This window comes from Burkholderia sp. JP2-270, from assembly GCF_003233675.1.
Lineage (GTDB): Bacteria > Pseudomonadota > Gammaproteobacteria > Burkholderiales > Burkholderiaceae > Burkholderia > Burkholderia pyrrocinia_C.
In genome coordinates this window covers 2683888-2702454 of sequence record NZ_CP029824.1, presented here as the reverse complement: position 1 = coordinate 2702454, position 18567 = coordinate 2683888, and the positions used below count along the sequence as shown (strand labels likewise).

Annotated in this window: 16 protein-coding genes and 1 riboswitch; of the genes, 8 read left to right on the top strand and 8 right to left on the bottom strand. The window is 69.4% G+C overall.

Annotated elements, in window-relative coordinates; genetic code table 11:
• Nucleotides 1-57 precede the first annotated feature (57 nt).
• Together DM992_RS12785 and DM992_RS12780 are read left to right on the top strand one after the other, a co-directional pair.
• A complete protein-coding gene (locus tag DM992_RS12785; protein ID WP_162631646.1) occupies nt 58-381 on the top strand; it encodes an H-type lectin domain-containing protein in 324 nt (107 codons plus the stop codon).
• Nucleotides 382-883: 502 nt separating this feature from the next.
• Nucleotides 884-3139: an Ig domain-containing protein gene (locus DM992_RS12780; protein ID WP_111017084.1), complete on the top strand. Its 2256-nt coding sequence runs from the start codon at nt 884-886 to the stop codon at nt 3137-3139.
• Nucleotides 3140-3333: 194 nt separating this feature from the next.
• Here the strand turns inward: DM992_RS12780 and DM992_RS12775 are convergent, their stop codons facing one another.
• Nucleotides 3334-4236 (bottom strand): LysR substrate-binding domain-containing protein, encoded by a 903-nt coding sequence (locus DM992_RS12775; protein ID WP_111017083.1) that lies wholly within the window; start codon nt 4234-4236, stop codon nt 3334-3336.
• A gap of 95 nt (nt 4237-4331) precedes the next feature.
• Between DM992_RS12775 and DM992_RS12770 the strand changes: the two genes are divergently transcribed.
• Nucleotides 4332-5534, top strand: a complete 1203-nt coding sequence (locus DM992_RS12770; RefSeq protein WP_111017082.1) for an MFS transporter — start codon at nt 4332-4334, stop codon at nt 5532-5534.
• Nucleotides 5535-5540: 6 nt separating this feature from the next.
• Here DM992_RS12770 and cobJ read toward each other — a convergent pair whose 3' ends face one another.
• From cobJ to cobG, 4 genes are read right to left on the bottom strand one after another with little or no spacing between them, the layout of a single operon-like run.
• Nucleotides 5541-7256 carry a precorrin-3B C(17)-methyltransferase gene (gene cobJ, locus DM992_RS12765; protein ID WP_111017081.1) on the bottom strand — a complete coding sequence of 572 codons (1716 nt, stop codon included), beginning with the start codon at nt 7254-7256 and terminating at the stop codon, nt 5541-5543.
• The gene (locus DM992_RS12760) at nt 7253-7987 is read right to left on the bottom strand and encodes a precorrin-2 C(20)-methyltransferase (protein ID WP_034184173.1); all 735 of its coding nucleotides are present in this window, start codon (nt 7985-7987) and stop codon (nt 7253-7255) included. Before DM992_RS12760 ends, cobJ begins: the two co-directional genes overlap by 4 nt.
• A complete protein-coding gene (locus tag DM992_RS12755) occupies nt 7984-8610 on the bottom strand; it encodes a precorrin-8X methylmutase (protein ID WP_111017080.1) in 627 nt (208 codons plus the stop codon). Before DM992_RS12755 ends, DM992_RS12760 begins: the two co-directional genes overlap by 4 nt.
• Nucleotides 8603-9967 (bottom strand): precorrin-3B synthase, encoded by a 1365-nt coding sequence (cobG, locus tag DM992_RS12750; RefSeq protein WP_239511333.1) that lies wholly within the window; start codon nt 9965-9967, stop codon nt 8603-8605. Before cobG ends, DM992_RS12755 begins: the two co-directional genes overlap by 8 nt.
• 107 nt (nt 9968-10074) lie before the next feature.
• A riboswitch (cobalamin riboswitch) is annotated at nt 10075-10267 on the bottom strand.
• A 202-nt stretch (nt 10268-10469) separates the two neighbouring features.
• Between cobG and cbiE the strand changes: the two genes are divergently transcribed.
• Genes cbiE through cobM form a run of 4 tightly spaced genes read left to right on the top strand, consistent with a single transcriptional unit; the run spans nt 10470 to nt 14302 of the window.
• Nucleotides 10470-11714 (top strand): precorrin-6y C5,15-methyltransferase (decarboxylating) subunit CbiE, encoded by a 1245-nt coding sequence (gene cbiE, locus DM992_RS12745; RefSeq protein ID WP_111017078.1) that lies wholly within the window; start codon nt 10470-10472, stop codon nt 11712-11714.
• Nucleotides 11714-12802 (top strand): cobalt-precorrin-5B (C(1))-methyltransferase, encoded by a 1089-nt coding sequence (locus DM992_RS12740; protein ID WP_111017077.1) that lies wholly within the window; start codon nt 11714-11716, stop codon nt 12800-12802. Before cbiE ends, DM992_RS12740 begins: the two co-directional genes overlap by 1 nt.
• Nucleotides 12799-13530 (top strand): cobalt-precorrin-6A reductase, encoded by a 732-nt coding sequence (locus tag DM992_RS12735; protein WP_111017076.1) that lies wholly within the window; start codon nt 12799-12801, stop codon nt 13528-13530. The genes DM992_RS12740 and DM992_RS12735 overlap by 4 nt, the downstream gene beginning before the upstream one ends.
• Nucleotides 13531-13573: 43 nt before the next feature.
• Nucleotides 13574-14302, top strand: a complete 729-nt coding sequence (gene cobM / locus DM992_RS12730; RefSeq protein WP_111017075.1) for a precorrin-4 C(11)-methyltransferase — start codon at nt 13574-13576, stop codon at nt 14300-14302.
• A 103-nt stretch (nt 14303-14405) separates the two neighbouring features.
• On the opposite strand, the gene DM992_RS12725 is transcribed toward cobM, so the two are convergent.
• A complete protein-coding gene (locus tag DM992_RS12725) occupies nt 14406-15584 on the bottom strand; it encodes an MFS transporter (protein WP_111017074.1) in 1179 nt (392 codons plus the stop codon).
• 129 nt (nt 15585-15713) lie between these two features.
• Here DM992_RS12725 and DM992_RS12720 point away from each other — a divergent pair, with 129 nt between their 5' ends.
• A complete protein-coding gene (locus DM992_RS12720; RefSeq protein WP_111017073.1) occupies nt 15714-16238 on the top strand; it encodes a MarR family transcriptional regulator in 525 nt (174 codons plus the stop codon).
• Between the two features lie 111 nt (nt 16239-16349).
• On the opposite strand, the gene DM992_RS12715 is transcribed toward DM992_RS12720, so the two are convergent.
• Together DM992_RS12715 and DM992_RS12710 are read right to left on the bottom strand one after the other, a co-directional pair.
• On the bottom strand, nt 16350-17054 hold the full coding sequence (locus tag DM992_RS12715) for a glutathione S-transferase N-terminal domain-containing protein (protein WP_111017905.1): 705 nt from the start codon (nt 17052-17054) through the stop codon (nt 16350-16352).
• Between the two features lie 198 nt (nt 17055-17252).
• Complete coding sequence (locus DM992_RS12710) at nt 17253-18377, bottom strand: porin (RefSeq protein ID WP_111017072.1); 1125 nt, start codon at nt 18375-18377, stop codon at nt 17253-17255.
• Nucleotides 18378-18567: the final 190 nt, after the last annotated feature.

Below are 18567 nucleotides of genomic sequence, written 5' to 3'. Positions count from 1 at the left end.
GCTTTCGCGCGCGGCTCATCCACGATGCAACGTCGTCTTATCCATAAGGAGCTCAAAATGCTGGAAAGAATCGTAGCAAAGCAGGCAGTCGGAAGCGTTCAAGGCGGTGACCGGGATCCCTGGCTCAACCCGCCTTTCAAGGCGCAAATCAAGTTTCCGGGCACGTTTTCGACCGCTCCCATTGTTATCGTGACGGCCCTCCAGGACCCCAACGACGCATCCAATTATCCGGACACGTTCTCGGTGACGGTGACCAAAGTCACGACGACCGGATTCAACGTCAACATCACCCGCGAAGATAGGGTGTTCCCCAATTATTCGGGCAGCGATTGGGGGCAAAACCTCTACGTTTCGTATATCGCCGAAGTTCCGAGCCAATAAAAATCGAACCGGAATAATGCGACCTCTGCCTCTTTTCTAACTGCGCCGGCTCCACCGCCGGAAGTTTGACCAGGCAGTTCGGCGGCTGGCCAGCCGCAGCCATTCACTGCGGCTGGCCGCCATCGGCGTCGCTTGTCGCGCCGCATGCTCCGCGCAGGTGGCTTGCGTCGGCGAGGGCTGTTGAGGCGGTCGCGGTGTGTTGTTGGACGCAAGGCTCACGACGCAGATCCCGCGATCCCGATGCCGTAAAGGATCGCGCTTCGAAAGCCGGCACGGTCGCCTTTCGATGAAAGACGGCCGCCGTCGACGGCAGGCGGGAGCGCTCGAATCCGTCGGCCGGATCAGCTACGTCCAATGTCCGGGGTATCCGCCGACCACCGCTGCAGGTACGTCATGAGCATCGATTCGGTGTTCTGAACATTGGCTAACGGCACGCCAAGGAAGGGTGCACTGGTGCATCTGCGCCGCTCGTGCCTCCCATTTTCGTCAGGAAAGTCGAAAAATGACAAGCACTCTACACATTCCGGCTGGCTACTTGACGCTAGGCCTGGACTCCACCGGCGCTATCGTCGAACTCATCGATTCCCGCAGCGGCCGTGACTACATCTCGCCCGGGAAGTCCGTACCGCTCGTCAGACTCGTGATCAACGAAATACTGGTGATGCCCGCTCGCGTCCGGTGGTCCTCCGCTGACAACACGCTGTCCTTCGTGAATGACACTGGCCTCGAGTTCGAGGTCGATGTCCGCGTCCTGCAGAAGAACGGCTACGCCACCTTTGAAGTCACCCGCGTGTTGATCGAACCCGCTTGCGACGTTCAGACGCTGCTGTGGGGACCGTTGCCTGTCGCGATCAACCAGACCGTCGGCGAAGCCGCGGGCGTTGTACGAGACAACGAATTCGCCATCGGCCTCAAGCCGCTCAACGACCGCACCGAAGGCGCGTGGCCCAGGGAATATCCGCAATACGGCTGGGAAAGCGACGTTATCGCCAATCCGTACAATCTGTACGTGGCGTCGATGGAACCGTGGAGCGTGGCGGCAAAGACGTCATGGGGGGCCGTGCTGCGAGCCTTTACGTTTGACTATACGCGCCGGCGCGATCGGCTCAACCCCAATGGCTATCCGATCCCGCTCGGCCCACTCGACCGCGCAGGCTCGGTAATCGGATCGAAGATTGCGCTATACGGCAGCGCGCCGGAGCTCGTGACGACCCTATTGTCGTTCATTGCTTCGGGTGAAAACCTCCCGTATCCGACCCAGAATGGCCAGTGGCAGAAAGTGGCGCAGGCCAGCGGCCAGTCGTCTTTCGTGCTGGACGATCTCGACACCGGCAATGTCGACAAGGCTGCCCGCCTCGCCAACAGTGCGGGAATCAACTACATCTACTCGCCAGAGAACGATCTCGGCCCCTGGAAATCCACCGGGCATTATCAGTTCGACTCCACCTTCGGCGGCAGCGACAACGGGGCTGAAAAGCTTGTGGAAACTGCAAAGGAGCACGGTGTCCGCGTCGGCGTTCATACCATGTCGGACTTCATCAGCGCCGGCGAGTCCACCTTCACCGATCCCTACGTTTCACCGCCTGCGGACCCTCGTTTGGCCTTGGGCGGTCAAGCCGCTTTGTCCCGGCAGTTGAGCATGACGAGCACGATGCTCTACTTGAACGGATGCGTGCCGGTGCGGGACGGGATCAACAAGAAGATGCTGCGTATCGGCAATGAGTTCATCTCGTTCATCGATGCCCAAAGGAAGGTCAATGAATGGCAAGTCAGTGGACTGACCCGCGGCGAGTGGGGCTCCTTCCCCGCCGAAGCCGTGCGTGGCACGCCCGTTGCGAGGGTGATCGTGAATTCGTATGGCGGGGCCACCGGCGGCCTCGGCATCATCGACGAGATCGCCACCCGACTGGGTGCCATCAGGAACAACGTCGGCATCCGGTACCACTCCTTCGACGGGGTGGAATCCGCCAGTGATACCGGCTGGGGCAGCTTTGGAATTGCCCGGTTGATAAACGGCACCTACGCTGCCCAGACCGGGCACGATGGATACATCAGCGAGACAAGCCGGATGACCTCGAATGCGTGGGATGTGCTGACCCGGGCGAACTGGACCAACTCGGATATGGATCAGCTATACCGCAACAACGTCTTCTACCAGGCCAACTACCTGCCGGGCATGCTTGGATGGTTCGATATCACAGGCGTCTCGTTGACCCGGATCGAAACCATGCTCGCACGCGGCGCGGCGCTCAACGCTGGCATAGGCTTCCAGGGCACGGTGGCAAGCCTGCTCTCGGCGCCGAAAATTCTCGACAAGATCAAGCAGTGGGAAACAGCCAGGAATCTCGGCGCGTTCACCGAAAAGCAAAGGGCCGCGCTTCGCGACCAGACTACCTACTGGACCCTGGAGGCCATTACCCCCGGCCAAAGTTGGTCGTTGCGGCAGGTAAATTCCGCAGGCGTCCCGATCGGCAATCCGCAGACCGTATCGGCGCCGACACCGCAACTGGCCCCCGCAGTCTTGCCAGTCGCCGCTCAAGGCACGCTATACGGAGCGAAAATCACGACGAATACGCCTGCGACCGTCCGTTTCACGGTGACCAGCGGGGGATTGCCCCCAGGCCTCCAGTTCAATCAGGATACTGGCGGGATTGTTGGCACGCCCAGGAAGACCGGGAGTTACACGTTTACCGTCACGGCCACGAATGACGGGGGACTGGCTGACGCGCGTGCGGTTTACACCATCGTGGTGCGCTGAAGTATCGAGCAGCCCTCATCGAATTCGCGGGCGACTGCGCCGGCATTCGGGACGCGCGTCATTCCGGCGATACCTGCGGAATTCGGTGAGGGCGATCAGCCGTTTTGGCGAACGTGATCGGTGTGGAAGAAGGTGTTGCGCGGCCAGAACACCGGAACCACGGGGGAGGAGCGATCCGGGTCGTTTGACCCGCATCACGCCGATGCGGGTTGCACAAGCGAGCGCGCGAGCGCGACGAAGCGTTCGACGCACGCCGACGAAAACGGCTCGCTCCACGACACGATCTGCTCGACCGAGCGCGTGCCGGCGAGCGGCACGTACACGACGCCCGGACGCTGCAGCGTCGCGGTGAAACCCGGCACGATCGCGATGCCGCGTTCGGCGGCCGCCAGCGACACGAGCGTCGTGATCTGCGCAGCGGTCGCACCGATGCGCGGCGCGAATCCGGCCTGCGCGCACAGGTCGTCCAGCGCTGCAGTGAATGCCGAACCGTAACCGGGCGGAAAGGTCACGAAAGTTTCGTCCGCGAGTTCCACCACGTCGACGCTCGCACGGCGCGCGAGCGGATTGCCGGCCGGCACGGCCGCGACGAGCGGCTCGCGCGACACGACGAGCGACGCAACCGCTACGCCGGGCGCGCCGTCCCATACCCAGCCGAAGCCGATGTCCATCGCGCCGTCCGCGATCTGCTGGCGCTGGCTGGCGGTCGCCGCTTCGCGGAACGCGAGCTCGACGTCGGGCATCGTCCGGCTCGCGGCGCGGATCACGTCCGAGAACGTGTCGGACATCGGAATCGAACTCGCATAGCCGATCACGATGCGCCCGGCGATGCCTTGCGCGATCTTGCGAGCGCTCGCCTCGGCCTCGGCGGCCGCGCTGACGACATTGCGCGCATGCTCGAGGAACAACGCACCTTCCGGCGTCAGCCGCACCGCGCGCGTCGAACGCTCGAACAGCCGGACACCGAGCTCGCTTTCGAGCGCAGCGATATGGCGCGTCAGCGGCGGCTGCGCGACACGCAGGCGCAATGCCGCGCGGCCGAAGTGCAGTTCGTCGGCAACAACCACGAAATAGCGGAGGCGGCGCAGGTCGAGCATTGTTGTCGTTCCGGTATCAATCGCGATGAAAACGGTATTGGCGTACGTGCAGCGCGTTCGTCAGACTGTCGTCATCGATGACAAGGCAAGCCCCGATGAACGACCGGATCACGCGCATCGCGTTCTTTCTTTGCGGCTTCGCCGCGTTTCTCAATCTCTATTCGACACAGGGCATCCTGCACGAACTCGCGGCGACTTTCGGCGTCAGTGCTGAGCGCGCGGGGCAGGGCGTGAGCGCGACCACGACGGCCGTCGCCATTATCGCGCCGTTCGTCGGCACGCTGGCCGCGCGCATCGAGCGGCGCGTCGCGATTTCGCTCGCGGCGGTGGCGGTCGCACTGCCGGTCGTATGGTCCGCGCATGCGGCAAGTTTCGCGTCGTTTCTCGGCGCGCGCTTTGCCGCCGGGCTGCTGATGCCGTTCATCTTCGCGCTGTCGATCGCGTATATCGGCGAGCGCTTCGATCACGGCACGTCGGCCGAGATCGGCGCGCTGTTCGTCGCCGGCACGACGCTCGGCGGTTTTGCAGGGCGTTTCGCGACCAACCTGCTGACGTCGATGTGGGGCTGGCGGCACGCGCTCGATATCGTCGCGGCGCTGTGTTTCGTCGCGGGCGTCGCGATTTACGCGAGCCTGCCGGCGGCCGGCAGGCTCGCGCGGCGTTCCGGCCACGAGGCAGACACTGGGCCGTCATCGCGCGTCGTCACGCGCGGCCCGCTGCTCGCTTCGTTCGCGATCGGCGCGTGCGTGCTTGCGTCGCAAGTCGCGACGTTCACGTTCGTCGGCTTGCGGCTTGCCCGTGCGCCGTTCGGCTTCGGCACGGTCGAGATCGGTGCGATCTATGCGGTGTTTCTGGTGGCGGTGGTGGTGACGCCGCTCGCGGGGCGCCTCGCTCGGCGTCGCGGGCCGCGCGCGCCGGGGCTTGCCGCGGCCGCGCTTGCAATCGGCGGGGCGCTGTTGACGCTGTCCGACAGCGTGCCGGTGATCCTGGCCGGCCTCGCGCTCAGCTCGACCGCCGTGTTCGTCGAACAGGCATCGGCCAACGCATTCATCTCGCAGGCCGCTTCCACGGCACGCTCGACGGCGATCGGCATCTACCTGTCCTGCTATTACTTCGGCGGCAGTCTCGGGTCGATCCTGCCGTTACCGGGCTGGCATCGGTGGGGATGGGCCGGCTGCGTCGCGTTCGTCGTCGTGGCGCAGGCCATCGTCGGCGTGCTCGTGTACCGGTTCTGGCGAACCGGGGGCGCAGCCGGCACCGGGCATGCCGACGTGCGCGGCGCCCGCTTCACACGCTAGCCGCGTTCAGCGATACCAGCGCGGCGTATAGACCCATTCGCGTCCGCCGTCGATCGCGAAACGCCGTGTGGTCGACGAGCCGACGATCACCATCGTGCGCATGTCGACCTGGTCGCTGCGCAGCGCGCCGAGCGTCGTCGTCGCGAGCGTCGCGCCCGGCCGGCCGATGTCGCGCCCGAGCACGACCACCGTATCGGCCGCACGATGCGCGCGCACGACATCGAGCGCACGGTCGAGCTGCCACGGCCGCGCACGCGAGATCGGGTTGTAGAACGCCATCACGAGATCGGCTTGCGCCGCATGCCGCAGGCGCGTCTCGATCACGTCCCACGGCTTCAGGTTGTCCGACAGCGAGATCGCGCAGAAGTCGTGGCCGAGCGGTGCGCCGGCTTGCGCGGCCGTCGCGAGCGACGCCGATACGCCGGGTTCCACGCACAGGTCGACCGCGGCCCATTGCGGGTCGCGAGACTCGTCGAGCGCTTCGAGCACGGCCGCGGCCATCGCGAACACGCCGGGGTCGCCCGACGACACGACCGCGACGCGCCGGCCTTCGGCCGCGAGTTCGAACGCATGACGCGCGCGCTGCATCTCTTCGCGATTGTCGGTGCCATGCACGCGCTGGTCCGCCCGGAACGGGCCGGCCATGTTCACGTAGGTCGTGTAGCCGAGGATGTCGGTCGCTTGCGCGAGCGCGGCGCGCGCGGCCGGCGTGAGCCACGCGGCGCTGCCCGGGCCGAGGCCGAGCACCGTCAGGCGGCCGCGTGCACGGCCGAGCGTGGCGGGATCGACCGGATGCGATGCGACCGCGCACGCGAGCCCGTTCGACGCTGCGCGCAGCGTATGCGCGACACGCAATGCGCGGCCGAGCAGCGTGGCCGCATCGGCTTGCGCGTGATGGTCGATATCGACATCGACGAAGCGCAGCGGCACGCCGAGCGTTTGCGCTGCTTCCTCCAGCGCGGCTTCGCCGATCGAAGATGCGGGCGCGACGATGGCCGCGAGCGCCAATCGCGCAAGCCCTTGTGCGTCGAGCGCGGCTTCGATGCGCGCGGCGAGCGCTTCGTTCGCGTGCAAGGTTTGCGCATCGACGCCGACCACCACGCTGCGCGGATGGATCACGAGTTCGTCTTGCGTGCCGCGCCATGCGTCGGGCGTCACGCGGATCGCATGCGCGGCCGTGTCGTCGCGCGGCAGCGCGACGTCGTCGAGCCACGGGGCCGCGCCGTCGATGCGCGTCGACGCGCCCGCGAGCAGGTCGGACACGAAGCGCTTGCCCTGCGCGAGATCGGCGAGCGCATAGCCTTCGGGCGGATTGAGCACGCATGCGCCGAAGCGCAGTTCGCCGCTCGTCGTGATCGCCGGCGCGACGCCGAGCCATTCGGCCAGTTCGCGCGCGATCACGTTGACGCCCGTCAACCCGCCGAGCAGCGGCACGACGGCCGAGCCGTCCTCCGCGACCGCGAGCACCGGCGGCTCGACGCCCTTGTCGGCCAGCGCGGGCGCGACGCAGCGAATCACGATGCCGGCCGCGCACAGCGCAACGATCGGCAGGCCGCGCGCATAGAGTTCGCGCAGGTGCGCGCCGAGTTCGTCGAACGGCTCGTCGGCATCGACACGCGACGCGAGTCCGTGCACGCGGGCGCCCGGGTAGCGCGCCTGGATGCGCCGCGCGGTGTCGAGTGCACCCGCGCCGAGAATCACGATCGCGGGCGGGGTCGTCATCCTTGCCATTTTTCCCCCGGCACGACGAGCAGCGAGAAGTACGGCGACGCCATCGGGTCGACTTCGTCGAGCGGCACGATGCGCTGGCTCGCCATCGTCGCGCGCTCGACGTACAGCGCACGCTTCGCGAGCCCGAGTTCGTCGAGCACGCGCCGCACCTTGTCGAAATTGCGGCCGAGCTTCATCACCACGGCCGCGTCGGCCTGCGCGAGCCGCGCGCGCAGCTCGTGTTCGGGCAGCACGCCCGACAGCACCGACAGGCTCTGGTTGCGATAGACGAGCGGCTGGCCGAGCACGGCCGTGCCGCCGAGCATCGCGCACACGCCCGGGATGACCTCGGTGTCGTAGCGCGGTGCGAGGCGGTCGTGCAGGTACATGTACGAGCCGTAGAAGAACGGGTCGCCTTCGCAGATCACCGCGACGTCGCGGCCCGCGTCGAGGTGCGCCGCGACGATTTCGGCGGCCGTATCGTAGAAGTCGGCGATCACCGTCTCGTAGCAAAGCGGCGGCGGCAGCGCTTCGGTCGTCACCGGATAGACGAGCGGCAGTTGCGTCTGCGTGTCGAGCAGGTGCGCTTCGACGATGCCGTACGCATTGCCTTTCTTGCCCTTCGCGACGAAATAGGCGACCACGGGCGCGGCCTGCAGCACGCGCAGCGCCTTGATCGTCATCAGTTCGGGGTCGCCGGGGCCGACGCCGACCCCGAACAGGCGTCCGCGCGCGGTCGTCATTCGACCTCCGTCGCGAGCGCGTTGACCGCGGCGGCCGCCATTGCGCTGCCGCCGCGCCGGCCGAGCAGCGCGACGTACGGTACGCCGCGGCTGTCGGCGTCGAGCATCGCCTTCGATTCGGCCGCGCCGATGAAGCCGACCGGGAACCCGAGGATCAGCGCGGGGCGCGGCGCGCCGGCGTCGATCATGTCGAGCAGGTGGAACAGCGCGGTCGGCGCGTTGCCGATCACGACGATGCTGCCCGCCAGATGCGGGCGCCACAGTTCGAGCGCGGCAGCCGAGCGCGTGTTGCCGAGATGGCGCGCGAGGTCGGGCACCTCCGGCTCGCCGAGCGTACAGATCACGGGGTTGCCGGCCGGCAGCCGTGCGCGCGTGATGCCTTCGGCAACCATCTTCGCGTCGCACAGGATCGGCGCGCCGGCCGCGAGCGCCGTACGGCCCGCGGTGCCGGCGCCGGCCGAGAAGCGCAGGTCGTAGACGACGTCGACCATCCCGCACGCGTGAATCACGCGCACCGCGAGTTTCTCGAGGTCGGGAGGAACCTGCGACAGGTCGGCCTCGGCGCGGATCGTCGCGAACGACTGGCGGTAGATTTCCTGCCCGTCGCGAATGTAGTCAAGCATCGGTGGTGTCCTGGCTATGCCGCGCGTCCGTCAGTCGGGCCGCGGCCTGGTCAATCGTCAGATGGCGCGCGAGCGGGGCGCCGAGGCCCGCGGCGGCGTCGCGCCGGTAGAGGTCGTAGTGCGCGGGCGCCACCGCGACCAGCGTGTGCGCCGCGGGATGCGGCAGCGCGCAGTGGCGCTCGCAGCCGGTCAGGTGCACGTCGACCGGATGGCCGATGCGTGCGGCGAGCGCGAGCGCGTCGCGTTTCGTGTCGGCGTGCGCTTTCGCGCAGCCCGCGCTGCCGGTGCACGCGACGAGCGTCGCAAGCGGGTCCGACGATGCGCAGACGAAGCCGAGCGTTGCGAGCGCATCGAGCGTGGCCGGTGCGCGTGCATGCGACACGCCGTGGATGAACATGCCTTGCCACGGCGTCATCGACAGCGTGCCGTCGCCGTCGGTTTCGGCCAATGCGGCGAGCCGTTCCAGTTGCGTCGCGTCGAGCCGCCCGAGCGCGAATTGCGCGCCGACGCTGCAGCGCGCCGCGTCGAGCGACGGACGCGCACCGAAACGCAGTGCGGAATCGGATCGCATGCGCTGCCAGCCGGCGAGCGCTGGATCGGCCGTGAGCGGGAAGGGCAGGTAGTGCCGCGCATGTTCGAGCAACGCGCGTTCGCCGCACGTCGAGAGCAGCGCACGCATCCGCGTGACGTCGGCCGGCGCGAGATCGAGGAACGCGAGCAGCAGTGCGCGCACGAGCGCGACGCTCTGGTCGGGCGACACATCGACCGAAGCAGGCGGATCGTCGTGCGCGACCGGCGGGCAGCCGGCCAGCCCGGCCGCGATGCGCACCGCGCCGTCGTCGCGGCGCCATGCGGCGAGCCAGATGTCGTGCGGATGATCGAGCGCCGCGATCGATTCGCCGCCGTCAAGCTGGATCGAGAATTTCGGCGACAGCTCGCCGCGGCGCGGTTCGCTTGCCAGCATGTCGAGCAGCGGAACGACGAGCGCGCGGCTGTCGACGAGCGCGGCGGGGTCATGCCCGGCGAGCGGGCTGAGCATCACGTTGCGGACGTCGTCGCTCGCGGCCAGCGCGGCCGCATCGGCGGTCGAGTCTGCGGTGGCAACGGCGCGCGGGCCGAGCCCCGCGTCGAGCAACGCGCGCGTCAGCGCGTCGGCCCCGCCGTCGCGAATGCCGCGTAGCTGGAGATTTGCGCGATTGGTCGCGTCGATCGCGCCGGAGCCGTATGCGCGCGCGGCGGCGGCGATCGCGCGCGCCTGGCGCGCATCGAGCCGGCCGCCCGGCAGCTTGATCCGGCACAGCCCGCCGTCGGCAGCCGCGACGACGCGCACGAGCCCCGGGCAGGCCGACGGGCGCACGACGGGCGACGCAGGAATCGAATCGGGGGCGGAACTCAACGGGGTATCGGAACAGTGTCGCGCCGCGCGCCAACGCATCGGTACACCCCGCCCGACGCCGACTGGCACGCACGCACTTTCTGGCCGGCAGGTCTCCTGGCTGACAGGTCGGCGCCGGCTCCCGGCCTTCCCGGTCGAACCAGTGGCGTGAGGGGGGAGATCGGCTCGCTGTCTACAGTTGCGGGGGCAGCCACAGCGGCGCGCGGCGCGCCCTGTGTTCCCTCTTCGGCCCCGAAGGGCACCGGCGAACGAACGGCCGTAGGATACCCGATTTCGACCGCGGTTCGCGACCGGAAAGCCGTTCTCGGCGGACGAAGCGGAGGTTGGCCCGGCGCCGGCGGGTCGGCAGGTGAAACGCGGGATGGAACACGGTACCATGCCGTCTTTCGCAATGCGGACGGCTGCGCCGGCCCTTTTTCGGCCGCGCGGCGACACGATGGAATCGAACGATGGGGAAGGGTGCATGACGGCGTGGCTGACGGTAGTGGGCATCGGCGACGACGGTTACGCGGGGCTCGGACGCAGCGCGCGGCGCGCGCTGCTCGACGCGACGCTCGTCGTCGGCGCGCAGCGGCATCTCGACATGCTGCCCGCGCGGCTGCCGGCCGCGCGCGAAACGTGGCCGTCGCCGTTCGACGTCGCGGGCGTGCTTGCGCGCCGCCCGTCGCCCGTCTGCGTGCTCGCGAGCGGCGACCCGATGCTGTTCGGCGTCGGCGCGACGCTCGCGCGCCGGCTTTCCCCCGACGAATGGCGCGTGCTGCCCGCGCCGTCGTCGCTGTCGCTTGCGGCCGCGCGCCTCGGCTGGGCGCTGCAGGACATCGGCGCGGTATCGCTCGTCGGGCGTCCGCTCGCGACGCTCGCGCGCCACCTGCTGCCGGGCCGGCGCCTGTTCGTGCTGAGTGCCGACGGCCGCACGCCGGCCGCCGTCGCGGCCGAACTCGCCGCGCGCGGCTTCGGGCCGACGCGCATCAGCGTATTCGAACATCTGGGCGGCCCGCTCGAGCGGCGTGTCGACGGCCTTGCGCAGGACTGGAACGTCGACGAAACGGCCGCGCTCAATCTCGTCGCGCTCGACTGCCAGGCCGGCCCCGACGCGCCGCGCCGCGCGCTCACGCCCGGCCTGCCAGACGATGCATACCGCCACGACGGCCAGCTGACCAAACGCGACCTGCGCGCGATGACGCTCGGGCGCCTCGCGCCCGCACCCGGCGAGCTGCTGTGGGACGTCGGCGCCGGCAGCGGTTCGATCGGCATCGAATGGATGCGCGCGCATCCGTCATGCCAGGCGATCGCGATCGAAGCGCATGCGGAGCGGCAGCGCTACATCGAGCACAACCGTGACGCGCTCGGCGTGCCGGGCCTGCAGCTCGTCGCGGGGCGCGCGCCCGATGCGCTCGCCGGACTCGCCGCGCCGGACGCGATTTTCATCGGCGGCGGTGCGACGGCGCCTGGCGTACTCGACGCGTGCTGGTCGTCGCTGAAGCCCGGCGGCCGGCTGGTCGCGAACGCGGTCACGCTGCAGGGCGAGATGGCGCTCGCCGCGTGGCGCGATGCGCACGGCGGCACGCTCACGCGCGTGTCGCTCGCGCATGCCGAACCGCTCGGCCGCTTCGACACGTGGCGGCAGCCGTTGCCTGTCACGCTGTACGAGGTGCGCAAGCCCGACGCGGCCGCCACGGCCGAACCGACGAACCCGACGGACGCGTGATGCGCGACGAAACCCCCGAACATCACGCGCCGCTGCGCTTCGGTTATACGACCGGCAGCTGCGCGACCGCGACGTCGCTCGCGGCCGCGCGCCTGCTGCTCGCGGGCCACGCGGACGATGCGGTCGAGATCGTGCTGCCGAAGGGGCAGCGCGTGATGATGCGGCTCGAGTTCTGCCGGATCACGGCCGACGGCGCCGAAGCCGGCACGATCAAGGATGCCGGCGACGATCCGGACGTCACGCACGGCGCGCTGATCTTCGCGCGCGTCGCGCTCGCGGCGGCGCCCGGCGTGCGTTTTCACGCGGGGCCGGGCGTCGGCACGGTCACGCGTGCGGGGCTGACGCTGGCGGTCGGCGAACCGGCGATCAACCCGGTGCCGCGCCGGATGATGACGACGCACCTCGAAGCGCTGGCAGCCGAGCATGGCTACGCGGGCGGCTTCGACGTGACGATCGGCGTCGAAGGCGGCGAAGCGCTCGCGCTGAAGACGATGAACCCGCGTCTCGGTATCGTCGGCGGGTTGTCGATTCTCGGCACGACCGGCATCGTGCGGCCGTTCTCGTGCTCGGCCTATATCGCGTCGATCCACCAGGGCATCGACGTCGCGCGTGCGAACGGCATCCAGCATATCGCCGCGTGCACGGGCAATACGAGCGAGGACGCGATGCGCGCGCACTACCACCTGCCCGACATGGCGCTGGTCGAGATGGGCGATTTCGCGGGCGCGGTGCTCAAGCATCTGCGGCGCGCGCCGGTCGCGCGGCTGTCGATGTGCGGCGGCTTCGGCAAGCTCAGCAAGCTCGCGGCCGGCCACCTCGACCTGCACAGCCGCCATTCGAGCATCGACCTGCCGCTGCTCGCGCAGTGGGCGGCCGAGGCCGGCGCGAGCGATGCGCTGCAGGCGGCGATGCGCGCCGCGAACACGAGCCAGGAAGCACTGAAGCTCGCGCTGGCCGCCGGTGTGCCGCTCGGCGATCTCGTCTGCGCGCAGGCGCTGCGCGTCGCGCGCGATATCGTGCCGCCATCGGTCGCCGTCGAGATGTTCGCGATCGACCGGCAGGGCCGCTTCGTCGGGCAGGCGCGATGAGCGCGCGCATCCTGCTGCTCGGCGGCACCGGCGATGCGCTGAAAATCGCGCGCGCACTCGGCCCGCACCACGTATATAGCCTGGCCGGCCTCGGCAAGGTGCCCGACGACCTGCGCTGCGACGTGCGCGTCGGCGGTTTCGGCGGCGCTGCCGGCTTGGCCGCGTATCTGCGCAGCGCCGGCATCGGCCTCGTGATCGACGCGACGCATCCGTATGCCGCACGAATCAGCGCGAACGCCGCTGCCGCGACGCGCGACGCGGGCGTGCCGCTGTGGGCGCTGCGACGCGCGCCATGGGCGCCGCAACCCGGCGACGACTGGCGGATGGTCGACGACTGGGCCGGCATCGAGGCCGCGCTCGCGCCGTTCAAGCGGCCGCTTTTCACGCTCGGCCGCGAACCGCTCGCGCATCTCGACGCGATTCCGCCGCACCAGTTCTGGCTCGTGCGCTGCCTCGACGCGCATCCCGGCAACGCGCGCGCGCAGATCGTCGCCGCGCGCGGGCCGTTCACGCTCGATGGCGAGCGCGCGCTGTTCGCGCTGATGGGGATCGACGTCGTCGTCAGCAAGAACAGCGGCGGTGCGGCCACCGAGGCCAAGCTCGACGTCGCGCGCGAACGCCGGCTGCCGGTCGTGATGCTGCGCCGGCCGCCGCTGCCCGACGCCGACCGCACGTTCGACTCGGCCGCCGCGCTGCTCGACGCGCTCGATCCGGCCGCGCGCGCGTGACGCCGCGCGGCCGATCATCCAACGAATTGACGGAGATTTTTCGATGACGGTGTATTTCATCGGCGCGGGCCCCGGCGACCCGGAGCTGATCACGGTGAAGGGCCAGCGCCTCGTGCGCACCTGCCCGGTGATCCTGTATGCGGGCTCGCTGGTGCCGCCGGCCGTGCTCGACGGCCATCGCGCGGAGCAGGTCGTCAATACGGCCGAGCTCGACCTCGACGCGATCGTCGCGCTGCTCGCCGCCGCGCATGCGAAAGGGCAGGACGTCGCGCGCGTGCATTCGGGCGATCCGTCGCTGTACGGCGCGATCGGCGAGCAGATCCGCCGGCTGAAGGCGCTCGGGATTCCGTACGAAATCGTGCCGGGCGTGACGGCCACGGCCGCGTGCGCGGCGACGCTCGGCGTCGAGCTGACGCTGCCCGGCATTGCGCAGACGGTGATCCTCACGCGCTTCGCGGGCAAGACGACGATGCCGGAAGGCGAGGCGCTCGGCGCGCTCGCCGCGCACCGCGCGACGCTCGCGATCCATCTCGGCGTGCGCCATCTCGCGCGCATCGTCGACGAAGTGCTGCCGCATTACGGCGCGGATTGCCCGGTCGCGGTGATCTATCGCGCAAGCTGGCCCGACGAGGAGCGCGTGACCGGCACGCTGGCCGACATCGTCGGCAAGGTGCAGGGCACGCAGATCGAGCGCACCGCGCTGATCCTGATCGGGCGCGTGCTCGACGCCGAAGGGTTCGCGGATTCGACGCTGTACGCAAGCGCGGGCTGATCACGCTTGCGCCGGCCGGAGTGCGGCGCGGTGCCGGTCCGAACGCGCTTGTCGGCGGTTTCTCGCGGAGCGCGACACGATGAACTGACGCGCAGCCAACCGCCTATGCACTCGCAACACGCCGCGCGAGCCGCGGCGCAAAACCCGCCGCCAGCGCGAACAGCACGACGCACAGGCACGCCATCGCCACCCACGCGGGCGTTAGGTCCGCGAGATGCTCGCGCACGACGCCGGCCGCGAACGGGAACAACCCGGCGATCAGGTAGCCGACACCCTGCACGAACCCCGTCAGCGCTGCGGCGTCGGCCGGCGTTGCCGCATGGTCGACCGTGACGATCAGCGACAGCGGGAACAGCGCGCCGATCCCTGCGCCGAGCAGCAGCGCGGCCGGCAGCGCGAGCGCTTCGGGCGCGGCCAGCATCGCCAGCAAGCCGACGAACAGCGACGCGATCGCCGCATGCAGCGCGGGCCGGCGATCGGGCAGGCGGTCGATCGTCGCGGAAATCGTCAGCCCCGCGACGACTTCCGCGAGCGTCACGCCGCCGAGCAGGCTGCCGGCCGCCGTCGGCGACCAGCCGAGCCGCATGTAGTACGGCGGCAGCCACGCGAGCACCAGCGTGTACGCGCCCGTCGCGATCCCGAAGAACAGCGCGAGCCGCCATGCGCGCGGCGAGCGCGACGGCTGCGCAGCCGACGCCGAAGCCGGCCCGGCCGCGAGCGCATCGCCGCCGCGGCTCGCCAGCGGCCACGCGAGTGCAGCCACCGCGGCCGGCAGCGCCCAGCCCGCGAGCGCGGCGAGCCAGCCCCAGCGCGCCGCGGCGAACGGCGCGACGACGCTCGCGAGCACCGCACCGCCCATGATCGACGTCGAATAGACGCCCATCGCGCCGCCGACGCGCGTCGCGAAATGCGCCTTCACGAAACCGGGCAGCAGCGCCTGCACCATCGCGATCCCGACGCCCGCGCAGCAAGCGCTCGCGAGCAGCAGCCACGCGTGCTGCGCGCCGATGCGCGACACGCAGGCCAGCCCGATCAGCGCGACGCCGAGCCATACGCCGCCCGCGATGCCCGTCACGCGCTGCAGGCGCCGCGCACTCAGCGCGCCGAGCCCCATCAGCACGATCGGGATCGTCGTCAGCAGGCTGGCCGCGCCGTCGCCGATGCCGGTCGCGCGCTGGATCATGTCGAGCAGCGGGCCGACCGCGGCGAGCGCCGGCCGCAGGTTCAGCCCGACGAGCACGATGGCGGCGAGCCGCCATCCGGGGGAAGTGAAGCGATTCATCGACAGGCCCTCGGTATCGGTGCACGGCGTCCGTCCGGGCGCCGTGCGTTTTCATGTAAAGTATCTCGACATCAAGATAAACGCCGATTTATCTCGACGTCAAGATAACTGGTGAGCCGAGGAGGGTTAATGGATCGAGCCGCGCATGCGCTCGCGCAATGGCGCGCCGAGCGTCCGGATCTCGACGCGTCGTCGATGGTCGTGATGGGGCGGCTGCAGGAAGCCGCGCTGGTGATCGCGCGCGACCGTCTCAATCCGCTGTTTGCGCGCTACGGGATGCAGCCGGGCGAATTCGACGTGCTCGCGACGCTGCGGCGCGGCGGTGCGCCGTTCGCACTGACGCCGACGGCGCTGTACGACGCGCTGATGATGTCGTCGGGCGGGATGACCGCGCGCATCGACCGGCTGCAGAAGGCCGGCTGGGTCGAGCGCCGGCCGAACCCGGCCGACGGGCGCGGCACGCTCGTCGCGCTGACGGAAACCGGCCGCGCGCTGATCGACGAAGCGGTCGTCGCGCATATCGACAACCAGCGCGCGCTGCTGGCCGTGCTGTCGGACGCGGAACAGGCGCAGTTGTCGCAATTGCTCGGAAAGCTGCTGGCGGGGCTGGCCGACGGAGCGCCGGAACGACCGGAAGGGCCGGGCGGAAAGTAGCGCCGGCGCACGGCGGGCGCGAATGCGCCGAACGGAAGGAAGCGATACCCGCCGCGCAATGCGGCGGGCTGCGCGGATCGCGGGCCGCACACGGCGCGCCCGCGCCGCCGGTCAGCTGCGTGCCGGGATAGTGAGCCCGCGCGCGACGGCCGGACGTGCGACGAACGCGTCGAGCGCCCGCGCGACGTGCCGGAATTCGCTGAAGCCGACCAGATCGCCCGCTTCGTAGAAGCCGACGAGGTTGCGCACCCACGGGAAGATCGCGATGTCGGCGATCGTGTACGTGTCGCCCATCATCCACTTGCGGTTCGCGAGATGCGCGTCGAGCACGCCGAGCAGGCGCTTCGACTCGTCGACGTAGCGGTCGCGCGGGCGCTTGTCCTCGTAGTCGCGGCCGGCGAACTTGTGGAAGAAGCCGACCTGGCCGAACATCGGGCCGATGCCGCCCATCTGGAACATCACCCACTGGATCGTCTCGTAGCGGCCGGCGAGATCCTTCGGGATCAGCTGGCCTGTCTTGTCCGCGAGATAGATCAGGATCGCGCCCGATTCGAACAGCGGCAGCGGCTTGCCGTCGGGGCCGTTCGGATCGATGATCGCCGGGATCTTGTTGTTCGGGTTCAGCGACAGGAATGCGGGCGACAACTGGTCGTTCGTGTCGAAGCTCACGAGATGCGGCTCGTACGGCAGGCCGGTTTCCTCGAGCATGATCGACACCTTGACGCCGTTCGGCGTCGGCAGCGAGTACAACTGGAGACGGTCGGGATGCTGGGCCGGCCACTTTTGCGTGATCGGGAAGGCGGACAGGTCGGGCATGGAGGTTCGCTCGTCGACGAGGTGGGTGATCCGCGCTCCGCCGTGCCGCCGCGCTCGCGCACGGTCCGCGGCGCGGCGACGGCGCCGGAGCGCGCCGAAAAACGCCAACTGTAGCCGATCCCCGGAATCGATGCAGGCGGCGGCCGGGATTCGCCCTCGGGCGCCGCCACGTCCGTTCCGCGTCAGGTCGTCGCGTCGTCAGAAGTTGTGCCGCAGCCCGATCATCGCGGCCGTCGTGCCGACGCCCGGCGCGACCGGCTGCCCGTACACGAGCATCTGGCCCATCGTGCCGCGGTTGTTCACGCGGCCGACCTGTGCATAGACCATCGACCGCTTCGACAGGCTGTAGTCGGCCGCGAGCACGACCGCCGTCGACCGGTTCTCGGAACGATTGCGGTCCTTCAGGTAGTACACGGCGGAGGTGACCTGCAGCGTGGGCGTGACGCGGTAGCCGACGCCTGCCGACAGCATGTCGAGGCTCACGCGGTCGGCATGCGCGGGATTCCTGCCGTTGCCGTACGACGCCGACACCGAGAAATCGCGGATCGTGTATTTCGCGCCGACGTAGATGAAGCGGTTGTTGTCGACGCCGGTCGGCGCGACGCCCGGCGTCGGGTTCGTGTCGTGGCCGTTGTAGTAGACGGCCGATGCGTTCAGCCCGTAGTTCGCATACCTGAGCACGACCGATTCGCGCGTGCCGCCCTGGAACTGCCCGGCGACGCCGCCCGGCGCGTATTCGAGCGCGATCGACGCGCCCGCGAAGGTCGGCGACTGGTAGACGAGCGCATTGCTGTCGTACAGCGCGCCGATCGCGCCGTTGGTGCTGGTCCCCGGCCAGCCGGCCGCGGTGTTCAGGCCGAGCCACGCGGTCAGCACGCTGCCGAAGAACTGCGCATTGCGCACGTCGGTGTCGGCCATCGCGTAGATCATCGGCACGATCTGGCGGCCGGCCGTGAACGTGCCGAACGGGCCCGACACGCCGAGCGACGCGACCTGGTTGAAGATCGCGACGGCACCTGGCGTGTCGCTCAGTTGCAGCTTGCCGGTGCCGCTGTCGAACGAACCCTGCAGCTTGAAGTTGATCTTGTAGCCGCCGCCGATGTCCTCGCTTCCCTTGATGCCCCAGAAGCTCGAATAGATGCCGCCGTCCTTCATGCGGAACACCTTGCCGGTATTCGGCGCGGTCGGGCTGAACGACGCGGCCGACGTGCTCTGGTACAGCAGGCCCGTGTCGACCACGCCGTACAGCGTGACGGAGGATTGCGCGTGCGCGAGCGCCGAACAGCCGGCAAGCGCCGCGAGCGCGGCCAGTTTCGTCTTCATGAAGTCTCCAGGGTCGTATTGGACCGGACGGGATCGAGCCCGGCCGGGTGAAGCGGGGAAGCATCGGGGCAGGCGGGAAGGCGCGGGATGCGACGCCGGCGCGAGCCGTGCGGAAAGACTACGCAACGGCGGGCGGCCGCTCCCCCCCATGCGCGGGGGGCAGGGTTGCGGAGAATCGAACGGGGTTAGG

Coding starts and splice junctions, on each gene's coding strand:
- DM992_RS12740 (WP_111017077.1), top strand. CDS start 11,714: ATGCGCGACGAAACCCCCGAACATCACGCGCCGCTGCGCTTCGGTTAT.
- cbiE (WP_111017078.1), top strand. CDS start 10,470: ATGACGGCGTGGCTGACGGTAGTGGGCATCGGCGACGACGGTTACGCG.
- DM992_RS12715 (WP_111017905.1), bottom strand. CDS start 17,054: ATGCCCGACCTGTCCGCCTTCCCGATCACGCAAAAGTGGCCGGCCCAG.
- DM992_RS12775 (WP_111017083.1), bottom strand. CDS start 4,236: ATGCTCGACCTGCGCCGCCTCCGCTATTTCGTGGTTGTTGCCGACGAA.
- DM992_RS12785 (WP_162631646.1), top strand. CDS start 58: ATGCTGGAAAGAATCGTAGCAAAGCAGGCAGTCGGAAGCGTTCAAGGC.
- cobM (WP_111017075.1), top strand. CDS start 13,574: ATGACGGTGTATTTCATCGGCGCGGGCCCCGGCGACCCGGAGCTGATC.
- DM992_RS12780 (WP_111017084.1), top strand. CDS start 884: ATGACAAGCACTCTACACATTCCGGCTGGCTACTTGACGCTAGGCCTG.
- DM992_RS12735 (WP_111017076.1), top strand. CDS start 12,799: ATGAGCGCGCGCATCCTGCTGCTCGGCGGCACCGGCGATGCGCTGAAA.
- cobJ (WP_111017081.1), bottom strand. CDS start 7,256: ATGACGACCCCGCCCGCGATCGTGATTCTCGGCGCGGGTGCACTCGAC.
- DM992_RS12725 (WP_111017074.1), bottom strand. CDS start 15,584: ATGAATCGCTTCACTTCCCCCGGATGGCGGCTCGCCGCCATCGTGCTC.
- DM992_RS12720 (WP_111017073.1), top strand. CDS start 15,714: ATGGATCGAGCCGCGCATGCGCTCGCGCAATGGCGCGCCGAGCGTCCG.
- DM992_RS12755 (WP_111017080.1), bottom strand. CDS start 8,610: ATGCTTGACTACATTCGCGACGGGCAGGAAATCTACCGCCAGTCGTTC.
- DM992_RS12760 (WP_034184173.1), bottom strand. CDS start 7,987: ATGACGACCGCGCGCGGACGCCTGTTCGGGGTCGGCGTCGGCCCCGGC.
- DM992_RS12710 (WP_111017072.1), bottom strand. CDS start 18,377: ATGAAGACGAAACTGGCCGCGCTCGCGGCGCTTGCCGGCTGTTCGGCG.
- DM992_RS12770 (WP_111017082.1), top strand. CDS start 4,332: ATGAACGACCGGATCACGCGCATCGCGTTCTTTCTTTGCGGCTTCGCC.